We start from the raw sequence: 19,706 nt of genomic DNA on the forward strand, positions 1-19,706 counted from the left end.
CCGCCGCAGGACACGTTCGCACAACCGCATACGGTCTCCAGCGGTGACAAGGGCGACTTGCTTGGCGGCGACGCGTCTCCGCAAGTTGCCCTTGTCGGAACCAGCTACAGCGCCGAGCCACAATGGAACTTCGTGGGCGCGCTGGAACAGGCGATGCAAACCGACGTGCTCAACTATGCGAAAGATGGCCAGGGCCCCTTCGCACCGATGCTGGCTTATATGCGTTCGGCCGACTTCCGCACAGCGCCGCCGAAGCTGGTGATCTGGGAGATCCCGGAGCGGTATCTGCCTCTTCCCCAGGGGGCGCTCAATGCCTATCACCTGCCACCGGATGCGTTCGTCCCCAACAGCACCGTGGCATCTGCCGCTCCAAGCGGCTCATCAGTCCAAGAAGGAGGCTCCTTCAGCCATGTCACAAGCAAACTCTGAACGTACATCGCGCACCCGGCTTGTCATGCAATCGGTGGCCGCCGCCCTTCTTTTCGGTGGCGCGGCTACCGTAACCGCGGGCTTGTATCCGCCTGCCGCTCCGCCCGGCTCCGCCTTCATCCGAGCATTCAACGGCACCAGCCAACCCAAGATCACGGCACAGGTCGGTAGCAAGACGCTCGGCGATGTCCCGGCACTCGAAGCCAGCGCCTATGCTTTTCTCCCGCCGGGCCAATACCCGCTCAAGATCGGCTCAGCGACGGACAATGCGAACCTGCAAGGCGCCCATTGCTACACCGCCGCACTTGGAAGCGACAACAAGCTGCACCAATTCGACGAGCCTTGCTTCAACAGCCAGCTGAAGGCACTGGTTTCGATCTACAACATGATCGACGGCACCACCTTGAGCCTGAAAACGACCGATGGCACAGCCGTGGTCGAAAACGTCGCCGCCAACGCGAGCGGCCAGCGCGAGGTCAATCCAATCAAGGCCAACCTCGCGGTCTTCGATGGCTCCAGCAAGCTGGCCGACGCCAAACCGGTAACGCTGATGCGCGGCAGCACCTATAGCCTTTTCGTCACCGGTACGCGAAGCAATCCGGTGTTGATCTGGGTCAACGGTTAAATCTGGCCATGCACAGGATACTCCTGACATTCCTTGTTGCCGCCATTGTCCTGTCGGACGGTGCGGTTGCCGGTACGCCGTCGTCCGAGGCTGTAGAAGCGGCCGCACCGCCGGCACTCAAGGCGACACAAGCGCCGAAATACAACGCCAAGCCATGTTGCACGCTATGCCCCCATGCCGCCGATCCGCAGACTTACGCCGGCTCGAAGTTCATGAGCGACTTCCGCGTCCTGGTCGACGGTCGCCATGGCTGGCTGTTTCGTACCGGCCTGGATCTGACCACACAGTTCAATGTGCCCGATGAAAGCCTGGTCCAGATGCATCGGCTTAGTGACGCACTGCGCCAGCGTGGTACGCAGATCGTCATGGTCTATCAGCCGCCACGCGGGCTGATGGACCCCGACGAGCTGACACCCCAGGAACGACGCTCCTATAACCTGGAATCGGCACGCAACAACTATGCGTCGACCCTGCAACGCATGCGCACGGAGGCCGGGGTGATCGTGCCGCCGTTCGATCGCCTGGTAGACGAACATAAGGGGTACGACTATTACTTTCGGCGCGATCATCACTGGACCGCCGCTGGCGCAAAACACACCGCGGAGGCGGTTGCCGACACCATGCGCAAGCTCCCAGGCTTCAGCACGATTCCGCACAAGCAGTTCGTTACGCATACCAACGGCGTCATCGGCAAGCCCGGCACGCTGCAAAAAGTTGCCGAACAGTTGTGCGGCGGTGCCTATTCGATGCAATACGAACCGATCTATGTCACCGATCCGGTAGGCGGCGACAGCTTGCTCGGCACGACATCGCAACCCGACGTAGTACTGGTTGGCACCAGCAACAGCGATACGCTGGGCGGTTACAACTTCGCCGGTTATCTCGAGCAGAGCCTGGGCGTCGATATCTTGAACGTATCCATCACCGGTGGCTCGTTCGAAGGCTCGCTATTACATTACCTCGCGAGCAAGGAGTACCAGCAGCATCCGCCAAAATTCATCATATGGGAAACGCCTTATCAGGACTATCCCGACTCCGAACAAAGTGCCTACAAGGTGTATCGCCAGGCAGTTCCGCTGGTAAACAATGGCTGCAAGGGCAAAGCCGCGATACTGTCCCGCACGGTAAACCTGCGCCAGGGCAATAATGAACTGCTTTTCAATGGCGGTGGCGCAATCCGACCGCTTGTCGGCCGCAACTACCAGCTTGAGTTCCAGTTTAGCGATCCCGGCGTAAAGGACCTGGCCGCGGAAGTCTGGTATTTCAGCGGCATGAAGGAGTCGCTAAAGCTGCACTTCAAGCAATACGTTGACAATGGTGGACGCTTTATCGCGGAGCTGCGCTCGGATCGGCCGGATTATGCAGCGGCCACCGTCATGGGCGTGACCATGTTGTTGGACCAGGCTCCAACGAAGCCTCTTAGCGTTACCGCGCAATTGTGCGAGCGCGGGAGCTCATCGCAACTTACGGCGCAAACCAGGTGAACCCATGAACCGCTTCATCAAACGTGGCTGCGGTCGACTGCTTTTCATTGCAGCGCTCGCATGGTTACCTTTCTTTGCCGATGCACAGGCGGGTCTCGTACCGCCGCCCGGCTATTATGCGGAGGTAGTGCAAAAACCCGACAAATCGTTCACCTGCGATCCACCGCCGCAGCCCTACACCGAAACTCTGGATTTTCCCAGCAAGTACGAAGGTTCCGGCAAAGCACGCGATCAGTTCAACGCCAGCGCCAATGCAGCTTACAAGGAGCGCAGCGAACCCATCAGCCAGATGGAAAAAGGCGTCAACAAGCTGGTCGATAAATACATGCGCACTGGCAACCCCGCCACGCTGCAGTGTGTGATTGGCTGGTACACCAAGTGGGCCGATGCGGGTGCCCTGCTTGGCGAATCGACATCGTACTCCGGCAAGGCAATGCGTAAATGGTCGCTGGCCAGCCTGAGCGGCGCCTTCCTGCATCTACAATTTTCGCGCTCGCAACCGCTGGCCGCGTATCCGCAGCAGACTCAGCAGATCAAAGCCTGGCTAGGCCGCATCAGTGACAAGGTGCTGAAGGAATGGGATCTCAGCGAGCCACGGGAGAAGATCAACAATCACTTCTACTGGGCCGCCTGGGCCATCATGGCAACCAGTGTGGTGGAAAACCGCCGCGACGAGTTCGACTGGGCCGTCAAGACATACCGCATTTTTTCCAGCCAGGTGGATGCCGACGGTTACCTACCTAACGAACTGGCGCGCCAGACACGCGCACTGGGCTATCACAATTTTGCGATTACGCCGATCGCAATGATTGCAGCGTTTGGCAAGGCCAACGGCACGGACCTGGCTGGCGAGGGTAATGGTGCGTTGACCCGCCTGGCACAACGCACCCTGCAAGGTATCGACGACCCGAAGATTTTCGAGGCAAAGAGCGGTGGATTTACTCAGGTGCTCGAGGACGTATCCAAGCAGAAAACCGAACTTGCCTGGCTGGAACCCTACTGCTGGGCTGTCGGTGGATGCCAGGGGACGATGGCAAAGAAAGCCGATTCGCTCCGACCGATGAAGAATACACGTCTAGGTGGAGACGTCACGACGACATTCCATCCGACTGAGTGATTGTCGACCCCGGCGGCCGCCGGCGCGCTTTGGTGAAGTCTTGGGAGGCTGCCGCAACTTTTTCGCTTTTTCCTGGCACTCACTTCTATCGTGACTTTCCCTGGAGCGGTGCTTCCGTGGCCCATGGCTCAACCACCGCTGCCGGATTGTTAGGCGACACCGCGACACGCGACTACAGCAGGAAACTGAAGCTCTTCAATGCCTTCGCCGAGCCGGAGCTGCGTGAGGCAATTGCGAGCCTGGCGTTACGACCGGGCATGAATGTCCTGGACGCTGGCTGCGGAACAGGAGAAGCGCTCGGATGGCTGGCAGCCGAAGTGAGTCCCGGCGCGGTTGTCGGCATAGACATGGCAACAGCACATGTCAATGCCGCTCGCTCCGTCGCACCCCAAAGCAGCCTGGTGCTCCAGGGCGACCTGCTCGCGCCGCCGCTGGAGCCGGAAAGCTTCGACCTGGCCTGGTCGGTCAATGTCATCAATCATCTGCGCTCTCCATCTGCGGGCGTCGATGCTTTGCGCACTCTGCTCCGACCCGGCGGCCGTATTGCGCTCGGTCAGAGTTCGCTGCTGCCGGACATGTACTTCGCCTGGGATTCCCGACTGGAACGCCTGGTCAACGAAGCGGTACGTCAGTACTACCGCGATCGTTATCGGCTCGACGAACGCGACCTGGCCGATGTTCGCGCGATTTTCGGCTTGTTGCGTAAGGCAGGGTTGAAGAATGTCCGTGCCCGTACCTTCATGATCGAACGTGTCTCCCCCATGCGGCCAGCGGATGAAAGTTATCTTGTCGAGGCCATTTTTCGCGATACATGGAGTGGGCGTCTACAACCTTACCTATCCCAAAGCGATCGGCAAGCATTGATGCGCTTGTGCGATCCTGCGCACGCGGACTTTGCGCTACGCCGGGATGATTTTCATTTTTTGCAGACTTTCACCTTGGCAATCGGGGAAGTTTGACGCAAAAAGCGCCTCTCCCCTTTCTCTTCGGCGGAACCATTTCCCTCTGAGGATCCGCCATTTCAATAAGAACAAACAAAGCCGATCCCGAGCAAAAACCCAGCGGGTTCATGCCAAATCGAATAGCCATATTTCGTTGACAAGGACTTCTTTACTACCCTCTAATGCCTCCACAGGCCGCCGTCTTTGCGCCCAATTGCATCGAAAAAAGGCCGATCCATGAAACGACTTGCCCGATCCATCCTTTGCATGGCGATGTCGTGCATCGTCATTCCGGCGACTGCGCTTACCCAGGATGCATCGGAGGTCAAGCCGATGGCGACCGCGACCCGTCTACTGCGAGCGGCAGCCAACGAGATAACCGAGGCGCTGGCGCATCGTTCGCCGATGCAGCCTTTGGGGCAGTGACGGCCAGGCTACGCCAGAGCGCGGCTCAATCCGTCTTCGCGTCACGCGCCGCCACAAGCAGCGTGTGTGCTACCGATTGCAGAAATCGCGCCGGTCCCTGCTTATGCAGGGCACCGCCACTGCTGAAAGCACCGTCGATGACGATGCTTATCGTCAGAGCGAATTCCTCGGGGCGGGCTAGTTCCATGGCCTGCGCAAGCCCGCCTAGCCTGCTGCGCAATTCCATCTTGTGCGCGGCGGCAACAACGCGTGCGGGATGTTTTTCGTCCGCATATTCGGCCGCGATATTGATCTGTGGGCACCCCCGGTAACCTGGGCGGACCATGCGATCGCCCATCCACTGGAGCTGCGCGAAGAGCTCGTCCTCGGCCGAATCCGGGTTCGCCGCCGCATCCCAGTGGCGCCAGAAGTCCCGATCCTCCCTCAACAGGAACTCGCGGATCAGGTCGTCCTTGGTAGGGAAATAGCGATAGAGGCTGGTCTTGGCCACTCCCGACCTGGCAACAATCAGGTCCACTCCGACCGCCCGGGTCCCCTCCCGATAGAAGAGCTCGCTGGCAACCTGCAGGATGCGCTCACGGATATCGGTCGCATGCTGATACGCGTTCAGAGGATGACCTCCCAGGTCATTGGCTTTCCTCAGGAACATTAGTACAAATGACCCGCTGGCGATACAGATCTGTATCGCCGCTTTTCTCCCACTATGATGAGTCGACACCATGTCTCAGCAAGCCAAAGCGGAAACCTTCCGGGCGCTTCATAAGTCGTCCGAGCCACTCATTCTGTTCAATACCTGGGACGTGGGCAGTACCCGCGCTGTCAGCAAAGCAGGGGCCAAGGCCATTGCTACCAGCAGTTGGTCCATTGCTGCAGCGCAGGGATTCGGCGACGGCGAGAAACTCTCGCGCGAAGTGCTTCTGGGCGTAGTCGGCCAGATCGTCGCATCGACCGACCTGCCGGTGACGGTGGACCTGGAAAGCGGCTACGGCAAAGACGCCGATGCCGTAGCTCAAACCGTTCGAATGAGCATCGAAGCCGGCGTCATCGGTTGCAATCTCGAGGATAGCGACCCGGCGACCGGCAGACTGCGACCGTTGGACGAAGTCATTCAACGGATTGAAGCAGCAAGACGTGCGGCCACCGATGCGTGCCCTGGCTACTTCATCAATATCCGTACGGACGTGTTTTTCCAGAAACCCGCGGCCGAGCACGATGCCGCCATGGCCCAGGACGTCATCGAACGGGCAAAGCGCTATGCCGAGGCCGGTGCCGATGGACTCTTCGTGCCCGGCTTGACCGATGTGCCGTTGATCCGGCATATCGCCTCGGCATCGCCCTTACCGCTCAACATCATGCGCACGAGCGACGACCTGGTCATTTCCGATCTGGCCGAGGCCGGCGTCGCAAGGATCAGCCATGGCCCCTACCCCTACTTGGTCGCCATGAGCGCCCTGGAGCGAGTCGCCAAAGTTTCCTGATTCGCCATTCACCGCATGGGATACACGGCCAGCCGCATTGCGCTGGCCCTTGTGGCGAACCACGCGTTAAATCGTGCACCTCCATACGCCCGCGGAGTCGCACCGTGAAAGTCGTCTTGCTCGCTTTGCTTATGACCTTGTCGCTTGCCGTGCCACTGCATGCCGAGGATGCCGATACGCATGCGACCGATCGCATGCAGATCCGGCAACTGATCGAACGTTTCAAGGGCACCATCGTCGCCAAGGACGGCCAAGCCATGCGTGGCATGTTTCTGCCTGGCGGCTCCCGACGACAACTTTACGGTGGCCGGATTCGAGCTGCAGGCACTGGACTATCTGCTCAAGCCGATCGACGATCAACGATTTCGCGAAGCGCTGGACAGAGCCCGTGCCGTGCTGCGCCACCGCGCACACGAAAGCGTTCCCGAGACCCCGCGCGCCTGGGCAGAGCGTTTCACGGTGCGTACCGGACAACGCGTCGCCGTCGTCGAGGCCGATGATATAGACTGGATCGAAGCCAACGACGATTATGCCGGCTTGCACGTTGGTTCGCGTGTGTACTTGCTGCGTGAGCCGCTGCATCAATTGAGCGTGCGCCTGGACCCTCGACGGTTCCTGCGCATCCATCGCTCGACGATCGTGCGAATCGATCGGATCGCTGAATGGGAGTCGCTGTCCAATCGCGATTGTCTGCTGCGCTTGCGCGACGGAACGCCGCTGCGGGCAAGTCGTACCTATGTCGATCGGTTGCGGGCGGCGCTTGAAGCAGGATAGTTACAGGCTGATGCAATAGCTTGCCTCTCCCTTGTTTACCAAGCCAGTTTGGTATGTATCGGCACGCCCGCCTTAAGCGTCAGAGTCACCGGCGTCCGCTCAGCAATATCCGCAAATCGTGCGCGCTGCTCCTCGGTCAGATCGCCTTCCAACTTCAGTACGCGGCGAATCTTCGCCGTATCGCCATCGCGCTCGAACAATAATTTGACACTCGCCGACACGAGCGGCCATCCCTTGCGCTCGGCATACATCTTCATGGTCATGACCGTGCAGGAACCAAGACTGGCGAGCAGAAGCTCATAAGGCGACGGACCTGCGTCTTGTCCGCCCAGAGCCAGACCTTCGTCGGAGATCAGTTCGTGGCTACCGGCCTTGATGGACACGGCGTAGCGCGCTTCGCGAATAATTGCGGTCGCATGGGACATGCAGTTATTTACTCCGATAGTACGTAAGAAGAGTCTGGCATCAATCGTCAGCTGTAGCCGATGGAGATTTTTGCCACTTTATAAAAACATATCTTTGTGTGATGGCGCCCACAATAATTCGCAGGATTAGGCAAACAATCGGCAGAATCGGAGGGCACCTCCAAGCACAGCCTCTTTCATACTATTCGCCCCCCGCAACTACAAGGAGTCATCCATGCACTACAGGAAACTTGGCCATACCGGCTTGCTCGTCTCGGAACTCTGCCTGGGCACGATGACCTTTGGCGGCGAAGAAGGCCAGATCTGGGGTCATGTCGGCAAGCTTCAGCAGCAAGAAGCCAACAGCATCGTTGGCCGCGCTTTCGATGCCGGCATCAACTTTCTCGATACAGCCAATGTTTACGCCAACGGTCAGTCGGAAATCATCACCGGTCAGGCGCTGAAGGATCTTGGCATCGCGCGTGAGGATGTCGTCATCGCCACCAAGGTATTCGGCACCACCTCCACGGGAACCCGCAACTCGCGTGGCGCATCGCGCTACCACATCATGGACGCAGTCAAGGCTAGCCTGAAGCGCCTGCAGACCGATCACATCGATCTCTATCAGATCCATGGCTTCGATCCGGTCACCCCGATCGAAGAAACCATGCGTGCGCTCGACACGTTGGTGCAACAGGGCCACGTCCGCTATATCGGCATATCGAACTGGGCCGCATGGCAGATCATGAAGGCGCAAGGTATTGCCGATCGCCTCGGCCTGACGCGCTTGGCCTCGCTACAGGCCTACTACACCATCGCCGGTCGCGATCTTGAACGCGAGCTGGTGCCGATGATGCGCAGCGAAGATGTCGGCCTGCTGGTGTGGAGTCCCTTGGCCGGTGGCCTGCTCAGCGGAAAGTACGGCCGCGACCGTCAAGGCGAAGCCGGTAGCCGCCGCACCACTTTCGACTTCCCACCGGTCAACGTCGATCGCGCCTACGATTGCATCGATATCATGCGCGGCATTGCCGATGCGCGTGGCGTATCCGTGGCCCAGATCGCTCTGTCCTGGCTGTTGCATCAAGAGGTTGTCACCAGCGTGATCATCGGCGCCAAACGCGTCGAACAGCTTGACGACAACATCGCCGCCACCGGCATCGCACTGAGCACAGCCGAATTGGAGGCCTTGGACAAAGTCAGCGCGTTGCCAGCGGAATATCCAGGCTGGATGTTCCAGTTCCAGGGTGGCGAGCGCAGGGAGCAGTACGAAGAGGCTATCGGCAAGCGTCGCTGACGGCTCAAGCGCGGCGCGACTGACCGGTTGCGCCGCCTCATGCTCAGCCTGCCGCCAGCGCAGCCCTCGCTTCCTTCTTGAAACGCAGGATTTCTTCGCCGGATGCGAGATTCTTGCCGATCAGCTCGATCACTTCCTCGGTATCGCTGGACGCCTCGAACGCCTCCTCGCAAATCAGGCCGGCGATCGGGCCCAGATAGTTGAGCGCGACGCGTTCGATAATTTCCGCAGCCTGACTTCCCGGCGTCACACGGCCCGACGGTGCCACGGGTGCCCTGGCGATCTCCGGCGCCGACGTGGCCGTACGAGCATCTCCAGCGCCCAGCCCACTCGGTGGCCCGGACTCGAAACCGCCCAGCAGCCAGCGCTGCGCCGCCTCACTGAGCTTGCTGCGACCGGCCGGCGCGCTGCCCGGATCCGGCTGGAAACGGCCACGCCCACCTTGGGTGTGCGATAGCAGTTGCACGGCGTCGTCACCGCGCGAACGGCTGTAGATCACGTCCTCGATCGTACCTCCGCGCATGCGGATGGTGCACGAGTGGTTGTCCGCGGTAGCGATAAAGAAAAACCCGGAGGACTTTCTTATCGCCAGCGCCTGCAACTCACGCAATATGTCGATCAGGCTTCGAGACTCATTGGCCATGGGATCCTACCTGCGACAGCGGTGCCGTATCCATTTGCTTCTGTCTCAACGCTTGCTCAATCGCTCCATTGCCAGACGCACGCTGTTGGAAAGACGCGCGATCGCGCGGGCAAGGGTGCCGATTTCGTCTTTCAGATTAACTTCGTCCAAGGTGTGATTCCATTTACCCAAGCTAAGTTCATCGGCGACCGCCGTCAGGCGCTGCACCGGCTTGAGCACGCGACTCCAGATCAATGCCGACTGCAGCGCCAACAACAATACGCAGATCAACAGGCCGATGCCCACAATCCACATGGATTGGCGATGAATCTGGCTGTCCACGTCGCTCTTGGGATAAGCCGCCACCAAAGTGAACCCCCAGCCCGGAACTTCCTGCTTGCGAATGACCCAGTCAGCTGGATTCTGCGTAACGACTTGCTCCATCGTTTCCGGCGACTGCGTAATGCCGGTCTTGGAATGGAAGCGCAACTTGCCTTTGCCGTCGAACAACGCGATGAAGCCCGAATTGAGCACGCTCGCCTGGCTGATCACGCGATCGAGCGCATCCAGATCGGTCTTGTAGCCCACGTACCAGATACCGATGACGCTATCGTTGGCGCTGAAGATCGGCTCGTAGCCCGTCACATAGGGGCTGCCAAGAATATCGACCACCCCATAGAAACTCGTGTCCTTGCGAATATTGACGATCACCGGACCATTCGGGTCCAACTGGGTGCCCACGGCGCGACTGCCATCGTCCTTCTTCACATTCGTGGCGATGCGGATGTAATCGTCGTTCCCCGAGCGAGAAAAGATCGTCGCGGTGCCGCCCGCAATACGCGTAACGTCGTCGACGAGATCGAAATGATTGGCCTGGCGCTCCGCGCCGAATTGCAGGTCGTTGACCGCATGGCCGGCAACATCCACCTGTGGCCCCGCGGCAGGATGGCCGAGACGGTCGCTTTCATTGCGCAACAGTCGCATGGAGCTCTTGACCTGATCGAGCATGATCGACCGGGTTACGGCTAAAAGGCTCTGCAAGGCATTCGTCTGGCGATCGATCGCTCCACCGGCTTCCTCGCGAATCCGGGTCGCCTCCGAGGCCGCCAGAATCCACGCCGACGCGGCAACCGCGATCAGCACCAATGCCAGCACCGGCAATAGCAGGCGCACTCGTAGCGAGCGTTGGAACATGTCCTTCCCCTGATAATGAAGACACTTCAAGCCAGCCCGCTCAGGCCCCTGTCGCCGCGCGGACAATCAACTTTTCTTGCGGCATGCGGCCTTGTTGGTTATCTGCATGCCCGTGAAGAATAACCGGCCCCCAGCTCATCGAGGCGCGGCTCTCTCCACACGTACTGCCATCATGCCATTACCACGCGCGGTTTTGTGATGCATGCCGCAAAAGTTAAGGTCGAATCAGTGACTTACAACGAAAAAATGACGGTAGCAAGACAAATATGCGACGTATTCAGTCGCGCGGCAAGGTGAATTTAAATCGTTCCAAATGGTAAGCGCAATCATCTGCGCTGGACCTTACTGAATAAACAAGTATCGATCTGTTGCAGCGCAGGATGACAGCCCGGTTTCAGTCGCCCATCCTGCCGGCCGCAAGAGCGTGCGGGGGCACGCAAATTATCCAAGCCGCCTTAGGGGAAGTACATGAGTCGTCGCCGCCCGGCGCAATCGTTAGTCGTGCCTGTTTTTCGTCCGCATCCGTTGGCCGCCGCTTGCGCCGCGGCATGCCTGCTGGCTTTCAGCGCAGGCAACGTGCGTGCGCAGGAACAACCCCAGGACACGACCCAGCCTGCGCCACCCGCAAAGCAAACCGCTTCCGACAAAGAGAAGCACCCCGCCAATCCTGACAGCGTGAGCAATCTCGATACGATTACGGTGACCGGCATTCAGGCGTCGATCCAGAATTCGCTCAAAGCCAAGCAGAATTCCGACAACATCATCGAAGCGATCTCCGCCGAAGATATTGGCAAGCTGCCCGATAGCAGCATCGCCGAGAGCCTGGCGCGTCTGTCGGGCCTGGCGACGCAACGTGTCGATGGCCGCGCCAACCAGATCTCGATCCGCGGCCTGTCGCCGGATTTCGCCGGCACCACCTTGAACGGCCGCGAGCAGGCGACGATCGGCGAGAATCGCGGCGTCGATTTCGATCAGTATCCATCGGAGCTGATCAGCGGCGCAGCCGTCTACAAGACACCGGATGCCAGCCTGATTGGCCAGGGCCTTTCCGGTACGGTCGATTTGCACACCATCCGGCCGCTGGATCTGCCGCAGCGTACGCTGGCAGCGAATCTGCGCGGCGAAACCAACTCCTACGGCAGCCTCAATCATGGCAGCAACGTAGGCGATGTAGGCCATCGCGCGAGCTTTTCCTACATCGATCAGTTTTTCAATCATACCCTGGGCGTGGCAGTCGGCTTCGCGCAGCTCGATTCGCCGGTACAGGAAAAACAATATCAAGCGTGGTGGTGGAGCCTGAATAATGGATCCGGCGGCGCCGAAACCAATTGGGGGGCGCCGCATACACCGGGCATGCCGGACAACGTGCTTTCACAGGAAGGCATGCAACTTCGCGCTAAATCCGAGAATCAGTTGCGCAACGGTTTGATGACGGTGCTGGAATGGGCACCGAACGAGCACTACCACTCGATGCTCGACCTGTACTACTCCACGTTCGATCAGAAGACACATTTGAACGGCGCGCAGTGGTCCAGCAGCCCGTACGACAATGTTTCCTACACCAATGTCGGTGTAGTACCCGCCGTCCCCTACCCGATCGTCACCACCGGCCACATCGACGGCCTGAAGGCGATCTTGCAAAACGACTACACCAAAGAGAAAGACAAATTGTTCTCGGCGGGTTGGAACAATCAGTTCTACTTCGGCGATAGCTGGACGATTACGTCGGATCTGTCCTATTCGACCGCCAAAAAGAATCTGCACGATGCTTATCTGTTTGCCGGTCTACCGGGTCAGGCGACCAGTTCCACCGATTTCTCGACGCCGGTGGGCCAGGGCTATCCGAATTTCACGCCAAGCGTCAATTTCGGCGATCCGTCGGCTATCTTCTTTACCGATCCGAATAATTACGGCTACGACGGCCGCGAGGAATACGATCGCCAGAAAGACACGATCAAGGCCCTGCGCCTGGAAGTGAGCCATCCGGTCGGGTGGATTTTCAGCGATTTCAACCTCGGCATGAATTACTCCGACCGCAAGAAGACCAAGCAGGCAGACGTCTATTTTGCATGGCTAAACGGCAACGGTTCGGACGCGGCGACCTACGTGCCGGGTTATGCGCTACCGATCGATCCTTCCTTCCTGAACGGCATCACCGACCTGAGTTATGGCGGTATTCCCGGCATCGTCAATTACGACGTGCTTGGCGCTCTGGCTAATCAGTTCTACCTGACCCAGCGCAACGGTCAAGCTGACTGGAGCCGCAATTACACAGTCGAAGAAAAAGTTCCGGTTGCCTATTTTAAATTCAATATCGATACGACAGTCGATGGCATACCGCTGCGCGGCAACATGGGTGTGCAGGTCGTACATACCAAGCAGACGTCCGACGCCCTGCAGACCAACGGCGACGCACTCGTGGGACGGCTAAATGGGGGAACCAGCTATACCAATGTGCTGCCCAGTCTGAACCTTGTCGCCGAGATCGGCGATAAACAGTACCTGCGCTTTGGCCTTGCCAAGACTATGGCGCGCGGACGTATCGACGACGAGAAGATCGCCTCGTCCGCCAGCGTCTCGCTAGTCACCGACGGCCCGGCCGCCGGGCAAGCGCTTTGGTCCGGTTCCGGCGGCAATCCACAACTCAAGCCGTATATCGCCGTGGGCGCCGACCTGTCCTGGGAAAAATACTTCGGTACGTCCAGCTATGTCGCCGTGGCGGTATTCAACAAGAACCTGCTCAACTACATCTACAACCAGACCGTACTGAACTACGACTTCTCCAAGTACATCAACGACAACCCCACGTTGACGCCCAGCAGCAATATCGGCTCGTTTACCCAGCCGCAAAACGGCTCGGGCGGCAAGATGCAAGGCCTGGAACTGTCCGGTGCGCTCGAAGGTGCCCTGATCACGCATGCGCTTGATGGTTTCGGCGTGCAGGCCAATTTCTCGCTCACTAACAGCACTCTCCCTGTCAGTGCGGTATCGACCATTCCGGGCAGCCCATCCACCCTGCCCGGCCTTTCGCGCAAGGTCGCCAATCTGGCGCTCTACTATGAAAAGCACGGTTGGTCCGTACGCATCGCCGAACGCTATCGCTCCTCGTTCACGGGCGAGGCTGTCGCCTTGTTCGACCAGTTGGGTTACACCATGGTGCTGCCTGACAAGCAAACGGACTTCCAGGCCGGCTATGCCTTCACCGAAGGCCATTGGAGCGGTTTGTCGATCCTGCTCCAGGTCAACAACCTGACCAATTCGCCAATGAAGACAGTGCAGGTGGCCGGCTTGCCAAATGGGGTGAGCGTCAGTCGTCCGCTCGAATACGATACCTACGGCCGCACAATCATGTTCGGAGTCAATTACAAGCTCTGAGCCGGTGCCCCGTGTACCTATGTTCTTCTGCGTCTCGTCTTGAACGGATACAGGAGTGAGTGAAGAGAAGCGAGGTATGGAGAAGGCCAACCCGTACGCCGGCCCTGCCTGTATTTACTCTCTCACTCTATTCACTCACTCCTTCCTCGAGAAAAGCCGGTGAGGGAAGCCAGAATCGTCATATCCATCTGTTAAAGCAGCAACGTTGCTATTGTCCGTCTCTTCAGGGGGAAGAACGTCATGAGCAGAATGTTGTTTCGAGGCTTGCAGGCCACGGTGGCCATCGCGCTCGTTGGACTGGCTGCCGGATGCGCAACCGCACCCGGCGCACAGAGGCAGGTATCGTCCGCCGCGTCGCAACCGCGCGCCATGAGCGATCTATCGGTCACAGCGATCGCCCCGCCTCCGGCCCCCCAGACTTCGACCGGTCATCCGGTGAATTGGTGGTTCGCTTTCAAATTCAATGCCAAAGCGTTCCCGCTTTGCGGTGCCGGCCAAACCGAAAATTGTCTGTTCGGGGGCTCGCCATCGACCAATAGTGCCGGGCAGCAGTTCGTCACCGCCAACAGCGAGAGCGGCCAACTGGTGAAGGGCGACACCTGCCTTGGGCAAACGTTGCAAGATCCTATCGGTGCGACATTCAACGAGGTCTACAACGGCTCGCTCTTTTATGTCTTATGGAACGATCAGTTCTACGACGATCCCACCATCCCCGGTTGCACACAGGAGTGCTCGGCACCCTGGGCGCACTCCAAGGGCATGGTGGCTTGGGATGCGAACGGCAACGGGTTCCTGATGCAGGTGACGACGCCATCGTGGCCAGGTTCGGGCAGCCAGACTAACCCCCGTGCGGCCGGCAATACCCTGGCTTGCGTCAGCAATGACAACAACATGAAGTTCAGTCAGCACTTTTTCTCGCTGCGTTTAACCAAGAATGACCTGGTCAAAGTGCTTACGGCGTTGGGCAACGCCAGCGTCGCGACCGATCCGAGCAATCGGCAGATCGTTTCAAATGGCGGACCGAGCGATGTGCAGTCGTTAGTCGCGGCTTTGGGAAAACAATCGGCTAGCACACAGGTTTCAGTCGATACCTTGTCCACGGGTGTGGAGATGATCGCCAAGCCGTCGCGACTCAACGTGCCGCCGTGGCAGATGGTGTCAGCGCTGCTTGGCGGACAACCGCTCAAGGTCGCCAACTGGTGGACGACGCCGGACAAGATTCCTGCGACGACCGCAGGCACACCCATCCATTGCTGGGATGCCTCGCTAGGTACGCCGGGCGCTGTCGAGAGCGCGACGAGCGGAACCTGGGATGGCGTCAAGTTCGGGCTACAGGGGGGTGCCAGCGCGGACCATAACCACGCCAAGGTCGCCGTCGGCACCGCAGCTGGCAGTGACTTGGTGATCTTTGGCGATATGAACGAACAGGGCTCGCTCAGCGGCAATTGCAAGGCGGCTCAGAACGGACGTGGCGGCTTGTTCTTTGTCGTGCACGATGCGGCATTGAATCAAGCCATGACGAGCCTGATGGACGGCCCCTGAGCCCATAGCTGCCCAGCTTGCAGGAGCGACTTCAGGGAACATCGAAGAACCCTATTCTACTCGTCATCTCAGCGCATGCTGGGATCCAGCGCCTCGACGCTTCGGCGTGTTAGAGGCGCTGGTTCCCAGCTCTAGGCCCTTCTTTTGCGGGATTCGCCGGACGACAGTGAAAGCTGAGGTTTTTAGAGTTTCCCTTCAGGGAACGTCTAAAAACCTCGCAATCGCCCAAATATAGCGAAAGCGGATCCTATCGTTGTGGGAGCGACTTCAGTCGCGACAAGGACTTGCGGTGAGGCACGATTGTCGCGACTAAAGGGAACCTCTAAAAACCTCTCAATCGCCCGAATATAGCGAAGCGGATCCTATCGTTGTGGGAGCGACTTCAGTCGCGACAAGGATTTGCGGTGAGGCACGATTGTCGCGACGAAAGTCGCTCCCACAGAAAGCAAGTTTTTCGAGATTCCCTAAAGTCGCTCCCACAGAAAGCAAGTTTTTCGAGGCTCCCTTCAGTCGCGATAAGCCGTGAAGTAACCGCGCCTCCCGGCTGAAGCTGCTCCCACAAGATAGCCAGGCCCCTCGAACCGCTCCCTAGTGAACCGTCGACTCAATCGCACTGTCCTTGCAATGCTTCGAAGCAAGCACCGGATTACAACGCACAGCCACTCCACCCGGGAATCCGACAGCGTAACCATGCTCGGATGGCTCGCCCGCCGGATAATCCGTGCTGATCATCTGCGCACCGCTGCCGATAATCGCATCGCGGCGCGTACCATCGTTATGCAAGCCTTGGCCCTGCGCAGGATCGTCGGAACGCGTACGAACGAGGTAACCACGACGCACCAACCCATCGATCTCTTCCGCGCCGCACTCATTGCATTCGGTAAACGCCGCATCCGGGGCACCCGGCGTGGCATTGGTAAAGATCAACCGGCCCTTGAGCGAGGGATGCCCATCGAGGTACACCGATTCCATCTTGCGTTGATCCAGCAAGAACACCACCTTGCCGCGCGCCTTGGCTACGGTCGGCCAACCGCCGGCTCGCACCGCCTCGTCCAGGCTGGCATGCGTGCCGCGAACCTGATCCGGTGTAACGATCTCGTCAGGTGAGAACACAGAGGCAATCTCCTTGTCCAGCGCATCGAACACCGCCGGCGTGAACGGCTCCGGCTTCACGCTGGGAATCTTTGCGTGCAGTTCCTCCTGCTTGGTCTCGACCAGGATGAACAGCGGCGCATGACCAGGATGAGCTTTGGACCAGGCGCGGACTTCGGCCAGGCAGGCGATGAATGGCTGGCAATTACTGCGCTGGTCGATGTCTTGGATATGCATGACCTTGAACCCGGGCTTGTCGAACGTTCCCGGCGGCGCGATCGGCGGATCGTCCGGCAAGCCGGCGATATCGATCATATGGCTGATCGACGGGTTGGCGTAGAGACCGCCCTTGGTATCGGCAAAGACATCGAGCTCGATCTGGCGCACACCATCGTCCAATTGGCGCGTCAACGGCGGATGGCGATAGTCGATGGCGGCAAGTACCTGGGGCGCCTCGGCCTGCATCAAGCGCGTCGCGCTAGGGGCGAAGCCGACGTGATAACTATTGTGCGTGCCGATGACTTGAATCTGGTTGATCCGCAGACTGTCGTCCGCGGCGAATGCGGGCACAGCCAGTGCAAGCAAGCCAGAGGCAAGCAGGATTTGGCGAGTAAACATGGGCAACATCCTGAAAAGAAGTGACATCAAAGCGCGGTAGCTTTACATAGGGCAAAACCTGGGTCCGACAGCGAGGGCGGCGGATTCGTCGTACCCCAGGCCGACGGCGTCGATCCCATCACCAGCTTCAACGTACCGCCCTTGGCGATCTCGCCATGACGGAACCAAGCCTGGTTCAAGGGATGACCGTTGAGCGTGGCGGACTGTACATAGCGGTTCACGCTATGACCGTCGAGGTTCTCCGCTTCGATGGTGAAGGTCTTGCCCCCGCCCAGATCGATATCCACCCGCGGATAGGACGGCGTACCGATCAGGTAGACGTCCTGTCCGGCATTGGGATAGAACCCCATCGACTGGAAGGCGTACCAGCTCGACATCGCACCGGAGTCGTCATTCCCCGGAATACCGCTACGCGAGTCCTTGAATGCTTTGTGCAAATACGTCACCAAGCGGTCGGCCGCACGATCGGGGCGTCCGGCCCAAAGATAGAGATCGGGGATCAGGAAACCAGGCTCGTTGGTGATATCGAAATGCAGCCCATCGAACGTGGCATCCAGGCGTTTGACGAAAGCCTCATTCCCACCTGACAGCTCGATGAGGTGCCGCACATCCTGCGGTGCGTACAGCGAGTACGTCCACAAGTCGCCCTCGTAGTAGAAATCCGGCCAGGTACCGCGCCGCACGAGGTACTGCGGCGCCCAACTGCCATCGGCATTGCGCGGGCGCAGGAAGCCGCCGATGCCTTCCTGCTGCCAGGAAGCGTCCCATAAGTTCGCCCAGTTGCCGGCGTGTGCCTTGTAGAGCGTCGCCTCGCTCGTGTGACCCAGTCCGCAAGCCAACTCGGCGATAGCAAAATCGTTATAGGCGTACTCGACAGTACGCGACCCGGCACGTTCGGTCGGCTGGGCGATATAACCGAGCTTGTTGTACGTGTCCAAGCCGCCCCTGCCCTCCTTACGTGCATCGGCCGGCGGCACCGTAGCGTCCTTGATCATCGCCTTGAACGCCGTGCCGTAGTCAATGCCGCCAAGCCCTTTGACATAGGCGTCGGCCACCACGATGTCGGCATTGCTACCGCCTTGGGTGCGACCGTTGTCGTTACCCACGCGCGCGTCGGGCATATAGCCGGCATGACGATAGGTATCGATCAACGAGCGCAGGATGTCGCGCTGCCGATCCGGCGCGATCAACGTCAGCAAAGGTCCGTCGCTGCGGAAGGTATCCCAGATCGCCTGGAAATCGTCGTAGTACGGCTCAGTGGAATGCCATTTCGGATTCTCTCCGGTGTGATCCGAAGGCATCATCATGGCGTGGTAGAGCGCCGTGTAGAACTGGCGGCGCTGCGTGGCACTGGCACCGCCGATCTCGATGCGGCCCAGCGCCTTGTTCCACTGCGCCACCGCCGCCTCGCGCACGACATCGAAATGCAAGCCGCGCACTTCATCGGTCGCATTGCGATGAGCCTGCTCGGCGCTGACGAACGAGATACCGACCTTGGCCTGGATTGCCTGGCCCGCCTGAGCCCGATAATCCAGTACCGCACCGATCGGTTGATCGCTGTCGATGTGCGCCTGTTGCGCCGTACTCAACGCGGTGTCGACCCAGGTGCGCGCACCGACAGAAGGTGTATCGACCATCACATCGAAATACACCTCGTACTGACCGCCTTCGTTCCAGCCACCGATATAGTGGCCGACCCCGGTAATTTCGGTCGGCGAGACCACATGGACTTCGCCGCCGAGAAACCGCTGAGATTCTTCACCCTTGCCTTTGACCAGGAGGTCCAGGCCGAGCGCAATATGCGCCTCGCCCGCCTGCTCGAAGGTGTACCGATGCACGCCCACGCGGCGGCTCGCCGTCAGCTCGGCTTCGACACCGTAGCGATCGAGTTTGACGGCGTAGTAGCCAGGACTTGCGCGCTCTTCGCTGCGCGGCGAATGCATATCGCCTGGATCGAACGTACCGGTCAGCGGCATCAGGCGAATGTTCTCGTACTTGCCCGAGCCACCGCTCAGATGCAGATGACTGAAGCCGCGGATCTCGCCTTCGCTCTTGAACCCCTTGCGGCTACCGAAGCCGTTGACGTCCGGCCCCAGCTTGACCATGCCGAACGGCACATTGGCACCGACGAACACATCGCCGAACCAGTCTTCACCGATAAAGGGATCGACGTCGGCGACATGATCGGCCGCCATGGCCGCTGCGGGACCGAGCAGCGCCAGGCCGACGGCAAACGAGAAAGCGCCGCGGCGCAGACTTGCGTATGGTTTTCCGTGAAACATGGTCGATCG

General features: G+C 59.4%; 17 protein-coding genes. 11 read left to right on the plus strand and 6 right to left on the minus strand.

Annotated elements, in window-relative coordinates:
• From VIM98_RS15595 to VIM98_RS15620, 6 genes are all read left to right on the plus strand, one after another.
• The coding region (locus tag VIM98_RS15595; RefSeq protein WP_414650230.1) for an alginate O-acetyltransferase AlgX-related protein at positions 1-429 on the plus strand (429 nt) is incomplete at its 5' end.
• Complete coding sequence (locus tag VIM98_RS15600) at positions 410-1,054, plus strand: alginate O-acetyltransferase AlgF (RefSeq protein ID WP_331994029.1); 645 nt, start codon at positions 410-412, stop codon at positions 1,052-1,054. The genes VIM98_RS15595 and VIM98_RS15600, both read left to right, overlap by 20 nt.
• Before the next feature lie 8 nt (positions 1,055-1,062).
• On the plus strand, positions 1,063-2,538 hold the full coding sequence (locus VIM98_RS15605) for an alginate O-acetyltransferase (protein WP_331994030.1): 1,476 nt from the start codon (positions 1,063-1,065) through the stop codon (positions 2,536-2,538).
• Positions 2,539-2,542: 4 nt separating this feature from the next.
• Positions 2,543-3,655, plus strand: a complete 1,113-nt coding sequence (locus tag VIM98_RS15610; RefSeq protein WP_331994031.1) for a mannuronate-specific alginate lyase — start codon at positions 2,543-2,545, stop codon at positions 3,653-3,655.
• 116 nt (positions 3,656-3,771) lie between these two features.
• Positions 3,772-4,614 (plus strand): methyltransferase domain-containing protein, encoded by an 843-nt coding sequence (locus VIM98_RS15615; RefSeq protein ID WP_331994032.1) that lies wholly within the window; start codon positions 3,772-3,774, stop codon positions 4,612-4,614.
• A gap of 219 nt (positions 4,615-4,833) precedes the next feature.
• A complete protein-coding gene (locus VIM98_RS15620; RefSeq protein WP_331994033.1) occupies positions 4,834-5,022 on the plus strand; it encodes a hypothetical protein in 189 nt (62 codons plus the stop codon).
• A 25-nt stretch (positions 5,023-5,047) separates the two neighbouring features.
• Here VIM98_RS15620 and VIM98_RS15625 read toward each other — a convergent pair whose 3' ends face one another.
• Positions 5,048-5,671 (minus strand): TetR/AcrR family transcriptional regulator, encoded by a 624-nt coding sequence (locus tag VIM98_RS15625; protein WP_331994034.1) that lies wholly within the window; start codon positions 5,669-5,671, stop codon positions 5,048-5,050.
• Positions 5,672-5,741: 70 nt separating this feature from the next.
• Between VIM98_RS15625 and VIM98_RS15630 the strand changes: the two genes are divergently transcribed.
• The gene (locus tag VIM98_RS15630) at positions 5,742-6,500 is read left to right on the plus strand and encodes an isocitrate lyase/phosphoenolpyruvate mutase family protein (RefSeq protein WP_331994035.1); all 759 of its coding nucleotides are present in this window, start codon (positions 5,742-5,744) and stop codon (positions 6,498-6,500) included.
• Positions 6,501-6,761: 261 nt separating this feature from the next.
• Positions 6,762-7,274 carry a LytTR family DNA-binding domain-containing protein gene (locus VIM98_RS15635; RefSeq protein ID WP_331994036.1) on the plus strand — a complete coding sequence of 171 codons (513 nt, stop codon included), beginning with the start codon at positions 6,762-6,764 and terminating at the stop codon, positions 7,272-7,274.
• Between the two features lie 35 nt (positions 7,275-7,309).
• Here the strand turns inward: VIM98_RS15635 and VIM98_RS15640 are convergent, their stop codons facing one another.
• Positions 7,310-7,699, minus strand: coding sequence for an OsmC family protein (locus tag VIM98_RS15640; RefSeq protein ID WP_331994037.1), 390 nt, complete (start codon positions 7,697-7,699; stop codon positions 7,310-7,312).
• Positions 7,700-7,913: 214 nt separating this feature from the next.
• Between VIM98_RS15640 and VIM98_RS15645 the strand changes: the two genes are divergently transcribed.
• A complete protein-coding gene (locus tag VIM98_RS15645) occupies positions 7,914-8,972 on the plus strand; it encodes an aldo/keto reductase (protein WP_331994038.1) in 1,059 nt (352 codons plus the stop codon).
• Between the two features lie 43 nt (positions 8,973-9,015).
• On the opposite strand, the gene VIM98_RS15650 is transcribed toward VIM98_RS15645, so the two are convergent.
• A complete protein-coding gene (locus tag VIM98_RS15650; RefSeq protein WP_331994039.1) occupies positions 9,016-9,615 on the minus strand; it encodes a hypothetical protein in 600 nt (199 codons plus the stop codon).
• Between the two features lie 45 nt (positions 9,616-9,660).
• Positions 9,661-10,788 carry a Cache 3/Cache 2 fusion domain-containing protein gene (locus VIM98_RS15655; RefSeq protein WP_331994040.1) on the minus strand — a complete coding sequence of 376 codons (1,128 nt, stop codon included), beginning with the start codon at positions 10,786-10,788 and terminating at the stop codon, positions 9,661-9,663.
• Positions 10,789-11,256: 468 nt separating this feature from the next.
• Between VIM98_RS15655 and VIM98_RS15660 the strand changes: the two genes are divergently transcribed.
• Positions 11,257-14,163, plus strand: a complete 2,907-nt coding sequence (locus VIM98_RS15660; RefSeq protein WP_331994041.1) for a TonB-dependent receptor — start codon at positions 11,257-11,259, stop codon at positions 14,161-14,163.
• 240 nt (positions 14,164-14,403) lie between these two features.
• Positions 14,404-15,705 carry a deoxyribonuclease II family protein gene (locus VIM98_RS15665; RefSeq protein ID WP_331994042.1) on the plus strand — a complete coding sequence of 434 codons (1,302 nt, stop codon included), beginning with the start codon at positions 14,404-14,406 and terminating at the stop codon, positions 15,703-15,705.
• 588 nt (positions 15,706-16,293) lie between these two features.
• Here VIM98_RS15665 and VIM98_RS15670 read toward each other — a convergent pair.
• Entirely contained in the window at positions 16,294-17,415 is a 1,122-nt protein-coding gene (locus VIM98_RS15670) for a phosphatidylinositol-specific phospholipase C1-like protein (RefSeq protein ID WP_331994043.1), read from the minus strand.
• Positions 17,416-17,441: 26 nt separating this feature from the next.
• Positions 17,442-19,697 carry a GH92 family glycosyl hydrolase gene (locus VIM98_RS15675; protein WP_331994044.1) on the minus strand — a complete coding sequence of 752 codons (2,256 nt, stop codon included), beginning with the start codon at positions 19,695-19,697 and terminating at the stop codon, positions 17,442-17,444.
• Positions 19,698-19,706: the final 9 nt, after the last annotated feature.

The organism is Dyella sp. (genome assembly GCF_036568765.1).
Taxonomy (GTDB): Bacteria; Pseudomonadota; Gammaproteobacteria; order Xanthomonadales; family Rhodanobacteraceae; genus GSA-30.

Excerpts from the sequence above, each read along its gene's own strand:
- VIM98_RS15610 (WP_331994031.1), top strand. The coding sequence starts at position 2,543 with ATGAACCGCTTCATCAAACGTGGCTGCGGTCGACTGCTTTTCATTGCA.
- VIM98_RS15605 (WP_331994030.1), top strand. The coding sequence starts at position 1,063 with ATGCACAGGATACTCCTGACATTCCTTGTTGCCGCCATTGTCCTGTCG.
- VIM98_RS15660 (WP_331994041.1), top strand. The coding sequence starts at position 11,257 with ATGAGTCGTCGCCGCCCGGCGCAATCGTTAGTCGTGCCTGTTTTTCGT.
- VIM98_RS15650 (WP_331994039.1), bottom strand. The coding sequence starts at position 9,615 with ATGGCCAATGAGTCTCGAAGCCTGATCGACATATTGCGTGAGTTGCAG.
- VIM98_RS15625 (WP_331994034.1), bottom strand. The coding sequence starts at position 5,671 with ATGTTCCTGAGGAAAGCCAATGACCTGGGAGGTCATCCTCTGAACGCG.
- VIM98_RS15645 (WP_331994038.1), top strand. The coding sequence starts at position 7,914 with ATGCACTACAGGAAACTTGGCCATACCGGCTTGCTCGTCTCGGAACTC.
- VIM98_RS15655 (WP_331994040.1), bottom strand. The coding sequence starts at position 10,788 with ATGTTCCAACGCTCGCTACGAGTGCGCCTGCTATTGCCGGTGCTGGCA.
- VIM98_RS15675 (WP_331994044.1), bottom strand. The coding sequence starts at position 19,697 with ATGTTTCACGGAAAACCATACGCAAGTCTGCGCCGCGGCGCTTTCTCG.
- VIM98_RS15600 (WP_331994029.1), top strand. The coding sequence starts at position 410 with ATGTCACAAGCAAACTCTGAACGTACATCGCGCACCCGGCTTGTCATG.
- VIM98_RS15665 (WP_331994042.1), top strand. The coding sequence starts at position 14,404 with ATGAGCAGAATGTTGTTTCGAGGCTTGCAGGCCACGGTGGCCATCGCG.
- VIM98_RS15670 (WP_331994043.1), bottom strand. The coding sequence starts at position 17,415 with ATGTTTACTCGCCAAATCCTGCTTGCCTCTGGCTTGCTTGCACTGGCT.
- VIM98_RS15640 (WP_331994037.1), bottom strand. The coding sequence starts at position 7,699 with ATGTCCCATGCGACCGCAATTATTCGCGAAGCGCGCTACGCCGTGTCC.
- VIM98_RS15620 (WP_331994033.1), top strand. The coding sequence starts at position 4,834 with ATGAAACGACTTGCCCGATCCATCCTTTGCATGGCGATGTCGTGCATC.
- VIM98_RS15630 (WP_331994035.1), top strand. The coding sequence starts at position 5,742 with ATGTCTCAGCAAGCCAAAGCGGAAACCTTCCGGGCGCTTCATAAGTCG.